This is a genomic window from Exiguobacterium sp. s166, assembly GCF_018618855.1.
In the GTDB taxonomy this organism is placed as follows: Bacteria; Bacillota; Bacilli; order Exiguobacteriales; family Exiguobacteriaceae; genus Exiguobacterium_A.
Genome location: NZ_JACSMU010000003.1, coordinates 46,537 through 63,675, shown reverse-complemented (window position 1 = coordinate 63,675; position 17,139 = coordinate 46,537). Strand labels below are relative to the sequence as shown.

Annotated in this window: 19 protein-coding genes; 14 read left to right on the top strand and 5 right to left on the bottom strand. The window is 47.1% G+C overall.

All coding sequences use genetic code 11. The annotated features are described in order from the left end of the window. The 5 genes from KNP93_RS08080 to KNP93_RS08060 form a co-directional block, all read left to right on the top strand. On the top strand, positions 1-117 hold a 117-nt coding region (locus tag KNP93_RS08080; protein ID WP_214855123.1), incomplete at its 5' end, for a cold shock domain-containing protein. Positions 118-206: 89 nt separating this feature from the next. Then, positions 207-593, top strand: a complete 387-nt coding sequence (locus KNP93_RS08075; protein ID WP_165871610.1) for a nuclear transport factor 2 family protein — start codon at positions 207-209, stop codon at positions 591-593. Positions 594-781: 188 nt separating this feature from the next. Then, on the top strand, positions 782-1,846 hold the full coding sequence (gene serC, locus KNP93_RS08070; protein ID WP_131972589.1) for a 3-phosphoserine/phosphohydroxythreonine transaminase: 1,065 nt from the start codon (positions 782-784) through the stop codon (positions 1,844-1,846). Then, complete coding sequence (locus KNP93_RS08065) at positions 1,847-3,004, top strand: phosphoglycerate dehydrogenase (protein WP_214854375.1); 1,158 nt, start codon at positions 1,847-1,849, stop codon at positions 3,002-3,004. Positions 3,005-3,016: 12 nt separating this feature from the next. Then, on the top strand, positions 3,017-4,219 hold the full coding sequence (locus KNP93_RS08060; RefSeq protein WP_214854372.1) for a DUF1015 domain-containing protein: 1,203 nt from the start codon (positions 3,017-3,019) through the stop codon (positions 4,217-4,219). A 70-nt stretch (positions 4,220-4,289) separates the two neighbouring features. On the opposite strand, the gene KNP93_RS08055 is transcribed toward KNP93_RS08060, so the two are convergent. Continuing rightward, positions 4,290-6,074, bottom strand: coding sequence for a glycoside hydrolase family 13 protein (locus tag KNP93_RS08055; RefSeq protein ID WP_214854369.1), 1,785 nt, complete (start codon positions 6,072-6,074; stop codon positions 4,290-4,292). A 202-nt stretch (positions 6,075-6,276) separates the two neighbouring features. On the opposite strand from KNP93_RS08055, the gene KNP93_RS08050 reads away from it, so the two are divergent. Then, a complete protein-coding gene (locus tag KNP93_RS08050) occupies positions 6,277-6,990 on the top strand; it encodes a YebC/PmpR family DNA-binding transcriptional regulator (RefSeq protein WP_131503661.1) in 714 nt (237 codons plus the stop codon). A 361-nt stretch (positions 6,991-7,351) separates the two neighbouring features. Then, a complete protein-coding gene (locus KNP93_RS08045; protein WP_131503660.1) occupies positions 7,352-7,645 on the top strand; it encodes a hypothetical protein in 294 nt (97 codons plus the stop codon). A gap of 41 nt (positions 7,646-7,686) precedes the next feature. Here the strand turns inward: KNP93_RS08045 and KNP93_RS08040 are convergent, their stop codons facing one another. Next, positions 7,687-7,959 carry a hypothetical protein gene (locus KNP93_RS08040; protein ID WP_131503659.1) on the bottom strand — a complete coding sequence of 91 codons (273 nt, stop codon included), beginning with the start codon at positions 7,957-7,959 and terminating at the stop codon, positions 7,687-7,689. Between the two features lie 349 nt (positions 7,960-8,308). Between KNP93_RS08040 and KNP93_RS08035 the strand changes: the two genes are divergently transcribed. The 7 genes from KNP93_RS08035 to mnhG are packed head-to-tail and all read left to right on the top strand — an operon-like array spanning position 8,309 to position 14,101. After that, complete coding sequence (locus KNP93_RS08035; RefSeq protein WP_214854367.1) at positions 8,309-10,714, top strand: Na+/H+ antiporter subunit A; 2,406 nt, start codon at positions 8,309-8,311, stop codon at positions 10,712-10,714. Further along, on the top strand, positions 10,711-11,151 hold the full coding sequence (locus KNP93_RS08030; RefSeq protein ID WP_034769866.1) for a Na(+)/H(+) antiporter subunit B: 441 nt from the start codon (positions 10,711-10,713) through the stop codon (positions 11,149-11,151). Before KNP93_RS08035 ends, KNP93_RS08030 begins: the two co-directional genes overlap by 4 nt. 3 nt (positions 11,152-11,154) lie before the next feature. After that, complete coding sequence (locus KNP93_RS08025) at positions 11,155-11,496, top strand: Na(+)/H(+) antiporter subunit C (protein WP_114595646.1); 342 nt, start codon at positions 11,155-11,157, stop codon at positions 11,494-11,496. Beyond that, positions 11,489-12,973: a Na+/H+ antiporter subunit D gene (locus tag KNP93_RS08020; protein WP_131972583.1), complete on the top strand. Its 1,485-nt coding sequence runs from the start codon at positions 11,489-11,491 to the stop codon at positions 12,971-12,973. The genes KNP93_RS08025 and KNP93_RS08020 overlap by 8 nt, the downstream gene beginning before the upstream one ends. 3 nt (positions 12,974-12,976) lie before the next feature. Then, entirely contained in the window at positions 12,977-13,453 is a 477-nt protein-coding gene (locus tag KNP93_RS08015; RefSeq protein WP_131972582.1) for a Na+/H+ antiporter subunit E, read from the top strand. Between the two features lie 8 nt (positions 13,454-13,461). Further along, positions 13,462-13,737: a Na(+)/H(+) antiporter subunit F1 gene (locus KNP93_RS08010; RefSeq protein WP_370529000.1), complete on the top strand. Its 276-nt coding sequence runs from the start codon at positions 13,462-13,464 to the stop codon at positions 13,735-13,737. Further along, entirely contained in the window at positions 13,721-14,101 is a 381-nt protein-coding gene (gene mnhG / locus KNP93_RS08005; RefSeq protein WP_131972580.1) for a monovalent cation/H(+) antiporter subunit G, read from the top strand. The genes KNP93_RS08010 and mnhG overlap by 17 nt, the downstream gene beginning before the upstream one ends. Before the next feature lie 56 nt (positions 14,102-14,157). Here the strand turns inward: mnhG and KNP93_RS08000 are convergent, their stop codons facing one another. The 3 genes from KNP93_RS08000 to odhB all read right to left on the bottom strand — a co-directional run bounded on the left by KNP93_RS08000 (position 14,158) and on the right by odhB (position 17,119). Then, the gene (locus KNP93_RS08000) at positions 14,158-14,604 is read right to left on the bottom strand and encodes an Rrf2 family transcriptional regulator (RefSeq protein WP_188004455.1); all 447 of its coding nucleotides are present in this window, start codon (positions 14,602-14,604) and stop codon (positions 14,158-14,160) included. 194 nt (positions 14,605-14,798) lie between these two features. Then, positions 14,799-15,689, bottom strand: a complete 891-nt coding sequence (locus KNP93_RS07995; protein WP_214854364.1) for a glycerophosphodiester phosphodiesterase — start codon at positions 15,687-15,689, stop codon at positions 14,799-14,801. 176 nt (positions 15,690-15,865) lie between these two features. Next, entirely contained in the window at positions 15,866-17,119 is a 1,254-nt protein-coding gene (gene odhB, locus KNP93_RS07990; protein WP_131503652.1) for a 2-oxoglutarate dehydrogenase complex dihydrolipoyllysine-residue succinyltransferase, read from the bottom strand. Between the last annotated feature and the right edge of the window lie 20 nt (positions 17,120-17,139).

The window sequence follows — 17,139 nt, the reverse complement described above, 5'->3', positions numbered from 1 at the left end:
CACTTCTCAGCTATTCAAACAGACGGTTTCAAATCACTTGACGAAGGTCAAGAAGTTTCGTTTGAAGTTGAAGAAGGCCAACGCGGACCACAAGCAACTAACGTTACTAAACTTTAATTTTCCAAGACTCTGCTGTTGCAGGGTCTTTTTTTGTTTTATCTTTTTTGAAATCTCATCATTCAGGTAAGAACGAAAGGATGATTCTCATGGAAACTTCAGCTAAACATGAACAGCTTCAACTCCTCTTGACAAACCGTCATGATTATTTGATGCAAGGTAACCGAAAAGAGATGCATCAATTGTTATCACCTGATTTTTCTTTTGTTGACGGACAAGGCCGGCAGTTCGATGCCGAGACGTATCTCGATCATTATGTCGATCCGGATCAAATTCAGTGGAGCGATCAACTCAGTGAGTCGATTATCGTCGAAGTTTTCGAGACGACGGCCCTGGTACAGGAAATCGTGGAAGATCATTTCTCATACGGTCGCAGCATGTATGTCGGTCGCTTCCGAAGTGTTTCGCTTTATCACTGGACGAGCGAAGGCTGGAAGTGGCACTTTCATCAACTTACGCCACTTGATCCGTCCTGAATTCCATACTTTCTTCAGATACATCGATCGGATCAGTCTCTCTTTAGGAGAACTGGTCTTTTTCTGTCGAACGCTCCCCCTGTTCCAAAAAATTCAAATTCCCTTTGAAATGAAGTTTGATTAACTGTTTTCATTCCGTTACACTTTAGTTGTGAATATTTTCTGAAAATTACTGGAGGCGGAATGAGATGACGGTTTTTAATTTTTCAGCTGGTCCGGCAGTACTACCGGTACCGGTTTTACTTAAGGCTCAATCTGAGCTTCTGAATTACCAAGGTTCTGGACAATCCGTTTTGGAATTAAGTCATCGTTCTACCTTGTTTGAAAACATCCTTCAGGATACAGAGGCTTTACTTCGGGAACTCTTGCAGATTCCGGATCATTACCATGTCTTGTTTTTACAAGGCGGAGCAACGCTTCAATTTTCCATGTTACCACTGAACTTGGCGACGAATCAGCAACGTGTCGACTTCATCGATACAGGTAGCTGGTCACAAAAAGCGATGCAGGATGCCGCGGCTTTTGTAAAGACAGGTATCGTTGCTTCATCTAATGCGGACAACTACCGTTCGATTCCGGCCGGTCCCATTTATTCTGACGCGGATTATCTGCATCTCACATGGAACAATACGCTTGAAGGAACGACTTTTACCGACGCTCCACAGGTCGATGTTCCGTTAGTGGCTGATTTCTCCTCCTCCATTTTATCGGAACCGATTGATGTCAGTCAGTTTGATGTGATTTATGCGGGGGCTCAAAAAAATCTCGGGTCAGCCGGAATGACGCTCGTCATCATAAAAGATGAGCTTTTACAACGTACACCGGACCGTTTAGGTTCCTATTTACGGTACGATACACATGCCGCCCATCATTCTTTATACAATACACCGCCCACATACAGCATCTATTTGACGAAACTGGTCCTCGAATGGATTAAGGATCAGGGTTTCGATACGGTCGTCGAGCGTAATCACAAGCAATCCGCCTCCCTTTACGCGTACTTGGACCAATCTGTCCTATTTTCAAATCACGTTGCCCTGCCGGACCGGAGCCGGATGAACATTCCTTTCACTACCGGTCAAACGGATTTAGATAAACAATTTCTGCAATTTGCAGAACGTCATCACCTCGTCAATTTAAAAGGACATCGTTCCGTCGGAGGAATGCGCGCAAGTCTCTATAACGCGATGCCGACTGCAGGCGTCGATGCCCTTATTGCCATCTTAAAACGATTCGAACAGGGGGAACGTTAAATGCATCATGTACAACTTTGGAATGACGTGTCGGAAAAAGGATTAAAACGCTTCACCGATCAATACGTCGTCAAACAAGACATCGAAACAGCGGATGCCTTTCTTGTTCGCAGTAAAGATTTACACGGCATGAAGTTCCCGCCTTCCTTAAAAGCGGTCGCCCGCGCCGGTGTCGGCGTCAACAACATCCCGCTCGACCAATTGGCGAATCGGGGGATTCCCGTTTTTTCGACACCTGGTGCGAATGCCAATGCCGTCAAAGAGCTTGTCATTGCCAGCCTGTTCTTGACGGCCCGAAAATTAATCCCGAGTATCTTATGGACAAATAACCTGCGTGGACCGGATATCCCAGAGCGGATCGAAGCGAATAAAAAACAATTTGCCGGTACGGAATTACTCGGGAAACGAATCGGCATCGTCGGACTTGGTGCCATCGGAGCGAGTTTAGCGAATACACTCCACGAACTCGGCATGACGGTTTCCGGCTATGATCCCCATATGTCTGTCGAATCAGCGTGGCGTGTCTCGAATCAAGTCCACCGTGTCACCAATCTCGAAGAATTGCTGGCGACAAGTGATTACATCACGTTGCACCTCCCTTTGATTGATGCGACCCAACACTTGCTTGATGGACGGTTACTCGGAAAAATCAAACAAGGCGCAACCTTACTTAATTTTTCCCGAGGTGAATTAATCGATGAACAGGCTTTAGCAACAGTCTTGAAATCAGGCCGCCTGGCCAACTATGTCACTGATTTCCCGAACGCCTTCATCCTCTCTCTGCCTCGTGTCATCCCGTTGCCGCACATCGGCGCGTCGACGGCCGAAGCAGAAGAAAATTGTGCAATCATGGCCGTCGATCAATTGAAGCTGTTCCTTGAGACCGGCAACATCCGGAACTCGGTCAACTTCCCGTCTGTTGAGTTACCGTATTCCGGTAAACGACGCATCACGATCGCGCACCAAAACATCCCGAACATGGTTGGTCAAATCGCTTCCGTCCTTGCGACCGAACAAATCAACATCGCCAACATGATCAACGGCAGTAAAGGCGGCATTGCCTACACGATCATCGACATCGATAATCATCTGGATGAAATCATTTCATTACAACAATTAAATACCATTCCCGGTGTGTTAAAAACAAGATTACTTTAAGGAGCGATGATTATGCCTACTTTTGAACCTTTTCATGCCTTGCGACCTAACCCCAAATATGCAGAATCGTTTTCTTCCCTCCCGTATGATGTCTTCAATCGGGCGGAGGGACGGGTGGAAGTCCGCCGACGTCCGTTGTCCTTTTTACGAATCGACAAGGCAGAAGTGACGTTACCGGACTTGATTGACGACCATGACCCACGCGTGTATCAACAAGCGGCCCTTCATTTCAAGGAAGCGATTGAACGGGGCATTCTCACAACAGATGATGTCGAGAGTTATTATCTCTATCGCCTGACAGACGGTGAGCATACGCAGACCGGTTTTGTCGGTTGTGTCTCTGTCACGGATTACGACCAAGGCATCATCCGGAAACACGAATTCACACGGCCTGATAAAGAACGGGACCGCGTCCGGCACGTTCAGTCGCTTGCTGCTCATACCGGTCCGATTTTGCTTGCCCATCATCCGGATGACGAACTAAATCGAGTCGTCACGGAACAGACCAAACAATCCCCACTCTATCAATTTACAGCGGAAGACGGGATTGAGCATACGATCTATAAAGTCACGGACCGTGATGCCATGATGACGATCGGCAGTCAGTTTGCCCGTCATGATCACCTGTATATCGCTGACGGACACCACCGGGCGGAAGCAGCCGCACAAGTGGCACGGTTGAATCCTCACGAGGATGCCGGACTGTTTCTCGCCGTCTCTTTCTCAAGTGATCAATTGAACATCCAAGGTTACCATCGCGTTGTCGAAGATTTGTACGGTCAGTCCGTCGATGACTTGCTGGAAAGAATCAGTAGCCGGTTCACTATTACCAAGGGACGCGCGACAGAAACAAAAAAACACAGGTTTGAAATGTATCTCAAACAGACTTGGTACACACTCGATTATGAAAAAAACCGTCCTTCTGTCAAAGAGGATCTCGATGTCGCCATCCTTCAAGATGAATTGTTGACACCCTTTCTCGGAATCGAAGATCCTCGGACGGATGCACGGATTCAGTTCGTCGGTGGTGTGAAAGGTTATACCGGGCTTGAGCAACTCGTCGACCAAGGTACGATGGCCGTCGCGTTCCATCTCCATCCAACAAGCTTAACTGAGCTGATGGCAGTTGCTGATGCGGGCGAAGTCATGCCTCCGAAGTCGACCTGGTTCGAACCTAAATTGAGAAGTGGTCTGCTGATTCATCCGTTTTTCTGAGTCTTTCCAAGCATATAAAAAACATCTGTTCAGAAAAGACTATTTTCTGAACAGATGTTTTTTTGTTCGGTTATTCTTGTTCTATTTGGAGAATTTTCCCGGACACCCCGCCTACAGTGACCGATTCTGTATAACGTTGGCCGTCCATCAAATCAACGGTTGCATCTGTCAAATCAAAATGGACGTCCTCTGAACCATTGTTAAACAAAATCAAATAAGTCGCTTCATCAGACTGGCGACGAATCAGAAAGCTTGCCGACGCATCATTCAGTTGCTCGAATTGATAGCCGCTGGCATTGGCGAGACCCGGATGCTGCTTCCGTAAATCAATCAACCGCGTAATATACGCCAAGAGGTCCGCATCTTGTTCGGCCGGATCCCAGACCATACACTTCCGGTTATCCGGATCCTGGCCACCCGTCAAACCAATTTCATCACCATAATAGATGACCGGACTTCCCGTGAACGTCAACAGCGACAACATCAACAGCTTCATCCGCTCGAGGTTCCCGTCTGCCCGCGTCAAGGCACGAGGTGTATCATGGGAATCAACGAGATTGAACATCACTTCGTTGACATTCATCGTGTTGCTGTTTAAGTTCCTTACGACGGCATGACTGAATGCAGAGGCCGTACTTTCGTTCGTCGCAAAAAAGGTTAAAAAGGCTTCCGTCAATCCATAATTCATGACAGCATCAAACTGATCACCGAGCAACCACCCTTGCGAATCCGTCCAACATTCCCCGACGATATACGCTTCGGGATTAGCAGCCCGTACTTCCCGCCGGAACTCGCGCCAAAAAGCATGGTCCACTTCACTCGCGACATCCAGTCGCCAGCCATCAACCCCGAACTCTTCCACCCAGTAACGACCCACCTTTAATAGATAATCTTTCACATCCGGATGGGCCGTATTGAGTTTCGGCATATTGCTTTCAAAGGCAAATACTTCATAGTTGGGTACCGGTGTTGATTGGACCGGGAACGAATCAATCATAAACCAGTTCGCATACTGCGATTCTTTCCCATGAGATAAAACGTCTTGGAAGGCCGGATGCTCGACGCTGACATGATTAAAGACCGCATCCAGCAAAATCCGGATTCCATTTTGATGAAGCAGTCGAACCATTTCCCGAAAAGTTTCTTCTGTCCCGAAACTCGGATCCAGACGTAAATAATCGAGAGTGTCGTATTTATGGTTGGACGGTGCGACAAAGACCGGGCAAAAATAAATGCCGGTAATACCAAGTGCTTTTAAGTAATCGATATGATCAATCACCCCTTGAAAATCGCCTCCGAAATGATTATCAAAGGCTGGTGCTTCCGTTCCCCATGGCGTTGTATCCGGCCGATCATTCGTTACATCCCCATTTGCGAACCGATCCGGAAAAATTTGATACCAGACCGTATCTTTCACCCATGCCGGAGCGTCAAATACATCTACCGCATTCATATATGGAACGGCAAAATAGTAGCCCGGGTGATCAAGCGGTACCTCATCGTACCACCCGCGTTCGGTGTAAACGGCGGATTCACCGCCTACATGAACTCTGAAACCGTAACGGATCCGCTTTTTTTTCGGCTGAATCGCGATAAACCAAAAATCGTGTGTCGCATCCGATCCCGCGAACGTCATCTCTGCCGTCGCCGTTTTCCAAAACTTCTCTTTATCCGGGTCAAAGTTCCAATCCCGATCTTCTTCTTTTTCCGCATCCCATTCATAAGGATCCCCATAAATCAATTCGACACGATTCACGTCTCCCTTTGCCGACATCAGGCGGATATGTACCGTATCTCGATCGTATGTATAGACATACGGAGACAGGGCCCGGTGAAACACAGCTGCTTTATTCATAGTCCCTCTCCTCTCACACGCTAGATTTCATCTTCTGTTACTTCCCGATTTCAGACTGGTTGTAAACGTTAATCATGAAAAAACACGTATTTCGCTATCTTTTCAGTTTAGCAATCAACAACTTATGCGGTATACTGATGAGGCAGAAGGAACCAATAAGTTCCTAATTAAATCGAAGTCATGTGAAAGCGAGTGGATTCTGATGGGTCGTAAATGGAATAACATTAAAGAAAAAAAGGCGTCGAAAGACAAAAATACAAGTCGCGTCTATGCAAAGTTTGGTCGGGAGATTTATGTTGCCGCTAAACAAGGGGAGCCGGATCCTGAATCAAACCAGGCGTTAAAAGTGGTTCTCGAGCGTGCGAAGACATATAGTGTCCCCCGCGCTATCGTCGATCGTGCCATCGAAAAAGCAAAAGGCGGCGCAGAAGAAAACTTTGACGTGTTACGTTACGAAGGATTTGGACCAAGCGGCTCAATGGTCATCGTCGAAACATTGACGAACAACGTTAACCGGACAGCTTCAGATGTTCGGGCCGCTTTCGGTAAAAACGGCGGAAACATGGGTGTCAGTGGATCGGTCGCTTACATGTTTGATGCGACAGCCATCTTTGCTTTTGAAGGCAAATCAGCTGATGATGTCCTAGAATTGATGATGGAAGCGGATATCGATGTGCGTGACATCCTGGAGGAAGAAGAGTCCGTCATCATCTACGCGGAGCCAGAACAATTCCATGCGGTTCAAGAAACGCTGAAAGAAGCGGGAATCACAGACTTCTCAGTTGCCGAACTGGTCATGCTCGCCCAAAACGAAGTGACGTTATCTGACGAAGACGTCCAACAGTTCGAAAAAATGATTGATGCGCTGGAAGACTTGGAAGACGTCCAGCAAGTCTATCACAACGTCGAACTTTAACTATCGACTCATTAACAAATCGGTTTAATACCGGTTTTCAGACACAAAAAGGAGTTGGACTTACATCCAACTCCTTTTTGTGTCTTCCATTTTCAGCTGCATCTGACACGTTTTAAGACCTCTATTTAGAAAAGAACAGGTCTCCTCCACTACTACTCAGCTGACGCCCATCGTTTACGATAGTCACGCGCTGTCGTGATTTATCATAAAGTATGAAACGCGTTTCATAGCAAATAAAACTTAAAAAAATAAAGATTCATTTAAAAGGTTTAATTTTTCTACATACTGGGAAAATACATAACCGATACTGATTGGTGATTGCTCGTTAGGTCACATAGTTTTCACATAAGGAGGAAATAGCATGTCATATTCATTGATTGAAACTTTTAAACGAATCGTAAGCGAAGCTAACCACTTCAACCGAGTTGATTTCGGCGGTTACGATATTTATATGCAAGCGAGCGATGGACGGACAATCACGGCAAAAATTCGTTTTGACGGTGGTGGTCAAGATCAAAACGAAGCATACCTGTCTCTTGAATCCAGTACAGGCCATAGTCGGATGACGACTCTAACGTTACATCAATTTGAGCATCTCTCTTCCTATGCTGCACACAGCGAACGAATTCAAGCACTCGTTTCGACAAGCGCTTAATTCTTTACATGACAACACGCTCTCAGACGAGAGCGTGTTTTTTACTGGTTATCTTCTTTTTCTAGACGTTCCAGTTCAGCATGAGTTTGCGGAAAACCATTGGCTTGCCAATCTGCCCGGTGAATCGAATCGAGTTGTGTCAATCCAACTTCTGTTTCATCCTTTTTGGCATCGATACTCGGTTGACGATCGAGTGCAGCTGGATCACTGAACCCTTCTGACGAATCCCCCGCTTGCTTATAACGCTTGATGACTAACGCAGATAAGGCTGCGATTCCACCAATGAACAAACCTTGTTTAAATGACTTTTTCATGACGGCACCTCTGTTCGCTGAATTTTTAGACTTAGTTGGTTTTCCCTGAAAAAGACCATTGTAATCAAATTGCTCTCGTCTTTTAAAATTTTTTTGAACTTTTTTTCTCATTTTTCTGCCGTGTTCCTACATATTTAATAATTTAATCAAAAACCGCTTTCCTGCACTACATCATGAAGGTTCGCGTCATGCAGAGAGCCGAAATCTACGTTATACTTTTAACAGATGCTTCATAAGAATCGAATGATTGGATAAAAGGACTCGTCACAAGCACGACTGCTCGCTTGCGTACTACGTCCTTCTTTCATTTTTTTCGATGAAATGAACGATATGAAAAGGGGGGAATCATGTGTCATTGCTTCATTTCGCAATTTTATTGCCGCTAGTCGTCAGTCTCTTCATTCCATTGCTGTATAAAAAAATTCGATCGGTGCACACCGGCTGGTTCGTTTTGCTCGTTCCGCTGATATTGGTCGCCTATTTCAGTCAATTCCTCAGCCAGACGATGGCCGGGAAAACAGTCGTTGCGACGATGAAATGGATTCCTTCGCTCGACATCAACTTTACTGCTTACGTTGACGGCCTGGGTCTGCTGTTTGCGTTGTTGATTACCGGAATCGGTTCGCTCGTCGTCCTGTATTCCATCTATTATCTCGATGCCAAAAAAGAAGCTCTTCATAATTTTTATGTTTACCTACTTCTTTTCATGACGGCGATGCTCGGAATCGTCTTATCTGACAATATGATCGTCATGTATCTATTTTGGGAATTGACATCAATTTCGTCCTTCCTCTTGATCGGTTATTGGTACGAGCGGGAACGCTCCCGTTACGGTGCACAAAAGTCGATGCTCATTACTGTATTCGGTGGTTTGTCGATGCTTGGCGGGATTTCCCTGCTGTCGCTGCTGTCCGGTTCATTCAGTATCCGGGAATCGCTGGCGACGGTCGGCACTTATTCAAGTGATTCGCTCTTCACCGTGTCGCTTGTCCTGTTTTTACTGGCAGCTTTTACAAAATCGGCCCAGTTTCCGTTTCATATCTGGTTACCGGATGCAATGGAAGCGCCGACCCCGGTCAGTGCTTACCTGCACTCGGCCACGATGGTCAAGGCCGGTCTGTATCTCGTCGCCCGGATGAGTCCCATCTTTGCTGAAACACCACTTTGGTTTTATCTGGTCTCGTCTGTCGGAATGTTCACACTCTTCTGGGGGTCGCTGAACGCCGTCAAGCAGGTCGATTTAAAAGCGATTTTAGCGTATTCGACGATTTCCCAACTCGGTCTGATCATGTCATTGCTCGGACTCGGAGCAGCTGCGTTACAGGTCGAAATCTTACCGGACAGCCTCTATACGGTTGCGACCGTTGCTGCCGTCTTTCATTTGATTAACCATGCCACATTTAAAGGAAGTCTCTTCATGATGGCGGGGATTGTTGATCACGAGACCGGCACACGGGATATCCGAAAACTCGGCGGCTTATCGCAACTGATGCCGGTGACGTTTACGATCGCGACCATCGGAGCGTTGTCGATAGCGGGTGTCCCGCCCTTCAACGGTTTCTTGAGTAAGGAAATGTTTTTAACCGGTGTGCTCGAAGTATCAGAGTCCGGATTGTTCCATCTCGATACATTTGGACTCTTGTTCCCATTCGTTGCGGTCATCGGCAGCATCTTTACGTTTGTCTACAGTATCTTAATTGTTTACCGGACGTTCCTCGGTCCAAGACAACTCGACAAGTTGCCGAAAAAACCGCATGAAGCACCGATCGGCATGCTGATTCCGCCGCTCGTTCTCGTTTCATTGGTTATCTTAATCGGCTTGTTCCCGAACCTGTTGTCGAACACGTTGATCCGCCCGGCCGCTGAAGCGATTTTACCGAAAGTGATCGCAAATGGCGGGACGATTCCAGTCGAGATCAAACTCTGGCACGGATTTAACCTGGAACTGTTCTTAACCGTCCTGATTATCTCAGTCGGTACGTTTTTATTCCTGACTTTACCGAAATGGCGCTCGTTGTATCACCGGATGCCGAAACAGGTCTCACTCAACCATCAATATGACGCATTGTTGCGTCGAGGTGAACGGACATCGACCGCTATCCATGATACGGTCATGACCGGCTACATGCGGTCTTACTTGGTCTACATCTTCGGTTTTATCGTCGTTTTAGTTTTATCGAGTCTGTATTTCCTTGATGCCTTCCGGTTTGATGTGAATCCGCTCAGTACGGTTCACACTTATGAAGTCGTCTTAGTCCTCGTCCTCGTTGGCAGCGCCTTGTCGATTACGTTTGCCCGGTCCCGTTTGACATCGATTATTCTGCTTGGTGTCGTCGGTTATACGGTCGCTCTGTTCTTCGTCTTATTCCGGGCACCGGACCTGGCTTTAACGCAACTCGTCATCGAAACGGTGTCCGTCGCCCTGTTCCTGCTTGTGTTTTATCATATGCCGGAAATCAGCCGGAAAGAGGAACGGATTAAGTTTAAACTCGGCAATGCCGCCATCTCGGCACTCGTCGGATTAAGCGTCACGTTGGTCGCACTGGCTTCACTCAGCCAACGCTCATTCGCTTCGATTGCCCAGTATTACATCGACAACGTGGCGGACTTAGCCGCTGGCGGTAATATGGTCAACGTCATCCTCGTCGACTTCCGTGGTTTTGATACGTTGTTTGAAATCAGTGTATTAGCAATTGCCGGTCTTGGTATCTACGCGATGATTAATTTCCGGAAGACAGGAGGAATCGATAAATGAAAAATCCGATCAAAAAACATACGAACGACGTCATCTTAGAATCTGCGACGACGTTCATCACGTTCATCATCTTTTTGTTTGCCGTCTACCTGTTTTTCGCCGGTCATTACACACCGGGCGGCGGTTTCGTCGGCGGTCTTGTAACGGCTTCCGCACTCGTCTTGATCTTGCTTGCCTTTGATATCAAGACGCTTCGGCAAATCCTGCCCGTCGATTATAAACAGATGACAGCCATCGGGATGTTGATTTCCGTCCTGACAGCGTCAGGTGCCCTGTTGTTCAACAAACCATTTTTCACACATGCCCACGACTATTTTAATTTGCCGCTGTTCGGAAAAACGTCCTTACATACGGCGATGCTGTTCGACTTAGGCGTGTATCTTGTCGTCGTCGGTGTGACGATGACGATTATTCAAACGATTGGGGAGAGTGATTAACTCATGGAAATCATCATGGCGATTGCAGCAGGCATCCTGACGATGTGTGCTGTGTATCTCATTCTTTCAAAAAGTGTCTTACGGATCATCATCGGAACGGGTTTACTCAGTCACGCCGCTCATTTGCTCGTCATGACGATGGGCGGTTTGAAGACTGGTGCCGCTCCCGTCCTCAAAGACGGAGTCACCCAGTATACGGACCCACTGCCACAAGCGCTTGTCTTGACGGCTATCGTCATCAGCTTTGGGGTGACCGCATTTTTCCTTGTCCTTGCTTATCGGGCTTATCAGGAACTGGGAACAGACAATCTGGAGGAAATGAAAGGAACCGATACGCATGATTAATTTACCGTTACTACCGCTTTTGATTCCACTGATCACCGGAGTCATCTTGATGCTGTTTCCGAGTCGTCTCCGTCTGCAACGGACGCTTTCACTCGTCTCGACCTTCTTGACCATCGTTGCAGCCGTCTATCTCGTTTACAGTATCCGCCAAGATGGCATTCTGACCGTCACACTTGGTAGTTGGCCGGCTCCGTTCGGTATCACTCTCGTGTCGGATATGTTATCAGCCTTGCTCGTCCTGACGACCAGCTTACTTGTCTTTTTTGTCGTCTGGTATTCGATCTATTATTTGTCGGATCTGCATCAACGGTTTTACTATTACATCGCCGTCCAGTTTTTACTCGTCGGTGTCAACGGTGCCTTCACGACAGGTGATATTTTCAACATGTTCGTCTTTTTCGAAGTGTTTCTGATTTCGTCTTACGTCTTGATTGTTCTTGGAGGCAAGCCAGCCCAACTTCGGGAGTCGCTGAAGTATTTGTTGATTAACGTCATTTCATCCGCATTGTTCGTCATGACGGTTGCCTTTTTATATGGTGTCATCGGTTCCCTGAGTATGGCCGATATTTCACAAAAGATTACTGAAATCAATCAACCCGGTATCCTCAGTGTCATCGCGGTTCTGTTTTTAATTGTCTTTGGCTTAAAGGGTGCCATCTTCCCGTTGTACTTTTGGCTTCCCGGCTCCTACCAAGTACCACCGACACCTGTTCTCGCACTGTTTGGTGCATTACTGACGAAAGTCGGTGTCTACGGGATCTTGCGGACATACAGCCTGTTTTTTTCGCACCAGCAAGAGTTTACGCACCAAATTCTCGGGTGGCTTGCACTGGCAACAATCATCATTGGTGTCATCGGTGCGCTGGCGACACGTGACGTCAAACAGATCTTAATCTACAACATCATCGTCGCAGTCGGTGTCATCTTATACGGTGTCTCCGTCATGACCCGTCAGTCGCTCGAAGGAGCAGTGTTTTACCTGGTCCATGACATGTTGATCAAGGCGGCCTTATTCCTGCTGATCGGCGTCATGATTGGTATTGCCGGATCAAGTCGTCTAAAAGACATGGGCGGCATGATCAAAGACTATCCCTTACTCGGATGGACGTATTTCATCGCTGCATTGTCGCTCGCCGGAATTCCGCCACTCAGCGGTTTCATCGGAAAACTGCTCATCGTCCGGGGTGGTTTCGAAGCCGGGGATTTAGTCGGTCCATTCGTCGTCTTGATTTCAAGTCTGCTCGTGCTCTATTCCGTGATGCAGATTTTCATCCGTGGATTCTGGGGAACACCGAAAACCTACAGTGGTCCGAAACACCACCTGATGAAGCAGTTGCTCGCACCGGCATTCGTTTTGGTTGGAATTACCGTTTTGTACGGTATCGGAACGGAAGCGGTCCGGCCGTTCATCTCGCAGGCGGTCGATCCACTTGTCGACCCCTCAATCTATATTCAAGCTGTACTGAAGGAGGATTAACCCATGCCATTTCAGTTATTACTCAACATCTTGCTTGCGTTCCTCTGGATGTTTCTTGCTAACTCCTTCTCGGCGTCATCGTTCATCATCGGCTATTTACTAGGATTGATTGCGATGTTCGCGATGCGACGGGGTTTCAGCAGCCGGTTTTATCTCGGACCGTTCATCGCCTTGATCCGACTTTTCATTCGTTTTTTATATGAACTGGTTGTTGCGAACCTTCAGGTGCTGTCCATCATCCTGAAACCGCGTCTTGATATTAAGCCCGGTATCTTTGCCTATGAAACCGAACTCGAACACAATTGGCAAATTACATTGCTATCGATGCTGATTACGTTGACACCGGGGACATTGGTCGTCGATATTTCGGACGATAACAAAACGTTGTACATTCATGCCCTACACATGCCGGAGGCGGATGATGCCGTCGCCTCGATCCGCAACAGTTTTGAGAAAGCCATCTTGGAGGTGAGCCGCTAATGTTAGAGATGTTACTATTCATCGCTTTAGGAGGCGTCTTTCTATCCATGCTCGGTTTATTTTACCGGGTCATCAAAGGACCATCCGTAGCTGACCGGGTCATCGCTCTCGACTCGATCGGGATCAGCTTGATTTCCGTCGTCGGTCTCGTATCCATCATCCTTCGGACAAGCGACTATCTTGAAGTCATTTTATTGATTGGGATATTAGCTTTCATCGGGACCGTCGCCTTCTCTAAATTCATCGAGAAAGGAGAGATCATCGAACGTGACCGCAATCAGTGATTATTTTGTAGCCGCCTTTGCGTTGATCGGGGCATTTTTCAGCCTCGTGACGGCACTTGGCCTTATCCGGTTACCTGACCTCTACACGCGCGCGCATGCCGCCTCTAAGAGTGCGACACTCGGCGTCATGAGCATCCTCATTGGCGTCATCATCTATTTCGTCGTGGAAGATGGATTTTTCTCTTCCCGCGTCCTGCTCGGAATTCTGTTTGTTTTGATTACAGCACCAATCGGCGGACATTTAATTGCCCGCGCCGCCTATTACAGTGATGTTCCGTTGTGGAAAGGATCTGTTCAAGATGACCTTGCCAAAAATCCGGAACATGTCACTCCTAAAAAACGGTCCGGTCCAAAACTAAAATGAGTGGACTTTTTTTACTAAACTAGACGAGTATACAAAAAATGGATGCCCCCGTTCACTTAACGTGAAGGGTTGGCATCCGTTTTTGCAAATAACAAGTTCAGTTCGTATGGGTTTTTGAGTAGTTCGGCTAATGTATGTTGTTCCAGTTCACGGATAAAGGCGCGCAACGCACGACCGAGAATCCCTTTGAGTTGACATTGAGGTTCGATGACACAATGCCCGTCTGCCGCAAAACATTCGACGATATCCATCGGCTCCATCTCACGAACGACTTTCCCAATATTGATTTCTTCCGGATCGCGAATTAACCGAAGACCCCCAGTCCGTCCACGTGTCGATTCCACGTACCCGAGCCTCGTTAATTGTTGCGTGACTTTCATTAAATGATTGGAAGATATCCCATAATGATTGGCAATCGTCGGCATCGGTGTCACTTCTTCGCGATGAATACCTAAATAGATCAGAACGCGGAGTCCATAGTCTGTATATTGAGTGATTCGCATTGCATTCCTCTCCATTCTCTGTTCATGGAACCCGTTTAAAATCCCACTTAACACTGTTGTTACATCGTATCATGTTCGATACCAATCGAAAAAAAAGAATGTGCTTTTATGAGTATACGTAACGGAAAGCGATTTAGATGTCATCTGAACAAAAAAAGTCAATTTCCTGAAAAGGAAACTGACTTTCGGGGAAGTTATTTCTTTTTTGGGTGTTGCAATACTTCGTTAAATCGATCGGCGAAGTTCGTGAAGACGCCAGTTACACCGTAATCGAGCATCCGTTTCATATCTACTTTCTCATTGACGGTATACGGATGCAGTAACAACCCTGCACTTCGGATTTGTCTGGTGTTTTCTCGTGTCAATGATTTAAAAGATGGTCCGACGCCAACCGCATAAGACTTGATGGCTTTTAATGTATTTGGAGTTATATCCGTCATTTGCGGTGCCTCAAGAAGCTGGACGAGCGGAAGTTTCGGATCTAATTGCTTCACCTTCAACAAGCTGTCCCGACTGAACGATTGAATCATGACTTGTCCCGGTTTGACCTGCTTGCTCGATAATCCGTGACGTCGTAACGTATCTAATAGTTTTTTCTCCATCCCCGGGTAAACCTCCGGTGATTTCGTCTCGATATAGTAATTGGCTTGTTTGCCGTACCGGTTAAATATTTCGTTTAACGTCGGCACTTTCAATCCCTTATATGTTTTCTTCGCATAGGCCGGATAGGATTCGTTAAACCAGCTGCCGGCATCGAGGCGTTTGATTTGCGCGAGTGTTTGATCCTTGACGGCGCCGGTACCATTTGTCGTCCGATCGACCGTCTCGTCATGCATCGCAATCAACTGACCGTCCTTCGTCATTTGTAAGTCAATCTCAATATAATCGGCTTTGAATTTTTTATGACCCATCTCATATGCGGTCATCGTATGTTCCGGTGCATACCCGGATGCTCCGCGGTGAGCAATGTTGACAATCCGGTTTGGATCGAGCAGTCCTTTTGCTTTCCCCGCTGCTTCAATGCTCGTTGTGCTGCTTGCGACAATCATTCCCGCGACTACCGTGACACCGATTTGTTTCAACATTCATGGTTCCCCCTTTGAAGTAACGTACAGATGTATCTTATCGGCTTTCAATGAAGGATTTATGAATTCCATGTAATCTTCTGTTTAGATTCGATGACAGAGTTGTCATATCCGCTCAATCCGGTACACAAAAACTCCCTGCTTCAGTTACAGAAACAGGGAGCAGGAATATTCGATTAGGCTTCAAAGATCAATGATTCCGGATCTTCGAGCAAATCTTTGATGTGCTTCAGGAAAGTCACGGCTTCTTTCCCGTCAACGATCCGGTGATCATAGGAAAGCGCGACATACATCATCGGACGGTTTTCCATCCGCTCGGCGTCGATGGCGATCGGACGCAGGTTGATTGCATGCATTCCGAGAATCGCAACTTGCGGTCCGTTGAGGATTGGTGTCGACATCAATGAACCAAACGTTCCACCGTTTGTAATCGTAAATGTCCCGCCTGTCAAATCCGATAAACCGAGTTTGTTGTCCCGGGCTTTGACCGCCAGATTGATGATATCTTTTTCGATTTCACCGAAGTTCTTTTTATCAGCGTCACGTACGACCGGTACAACTAAACCATCCGGTGCTGAAACCGCAATTCCGATATCATAGAATTTCTTGAGCACGATTTCGTCTCCTTGAATTTCGGCATTCAAATATGGCATTTTTTTCAAAGCGGCGACGGCTGCTTTTGTGAAGAACGACATGAAACCGAGTTTGACTTCATTGTCCTTGACGAATTTTTCTTGGCGGCGTTTCCGTAACGACATCACAGCAGACATATCGATTTCATTGAACGTCGTCAACATTGCCGCTGTTTGTTGCACTTCGACTAAGCGATTGGCAATTGTTTTACGGCGGCGCGACATTTTAATCCGTTCTTCCGGTTTGCCAGGGGCAACAGCAGGCGGTGCGGCTTGCGGTGCCGGAGCTTGTGGTGCTTTTGCTTGTTCGCGTGGTGCGACTTCAAATGTCGCAACGTCCTGCACACGAATGCGACCGAGTGGATCTTGTGTCGCGACTTGCGCTAAATCAATTCCTTTTTCACGTGCCATTTTCCGGGCAGCGGGTGAAGCGATTGGACGATCGGCGCGTGACGTCGCTTCTGTTGCTGCGACGGCTGCCGGTTGTTCTTTTTTCGGTTCTTGTGCAACAGGTGTTTCTTTTTGTTCAGGTGCTGGAGCTGCTTCTGTCGGTTGTGCCGCTTCTCCACCTGCTGTAATGATAGCAATCGTTTCTCCGACGCGGACTGTATCCCCTTCGGCAGCCATTACTTCAGACAGAATTCCAGCTTCGTCAGACGGTACTTCGATGTTGACTTTATCTGTCTCCAGTTCGACGATGGCTTCCCCTTTTTCTACCTGATCGCCGGGCTGTTTTAACCACGATGCGACCGTACCTTCCGTAATCGATTCTGCAAGTTCTGGCACTTTGATTTCCATGTTAATTCGTCCCCCTAAGA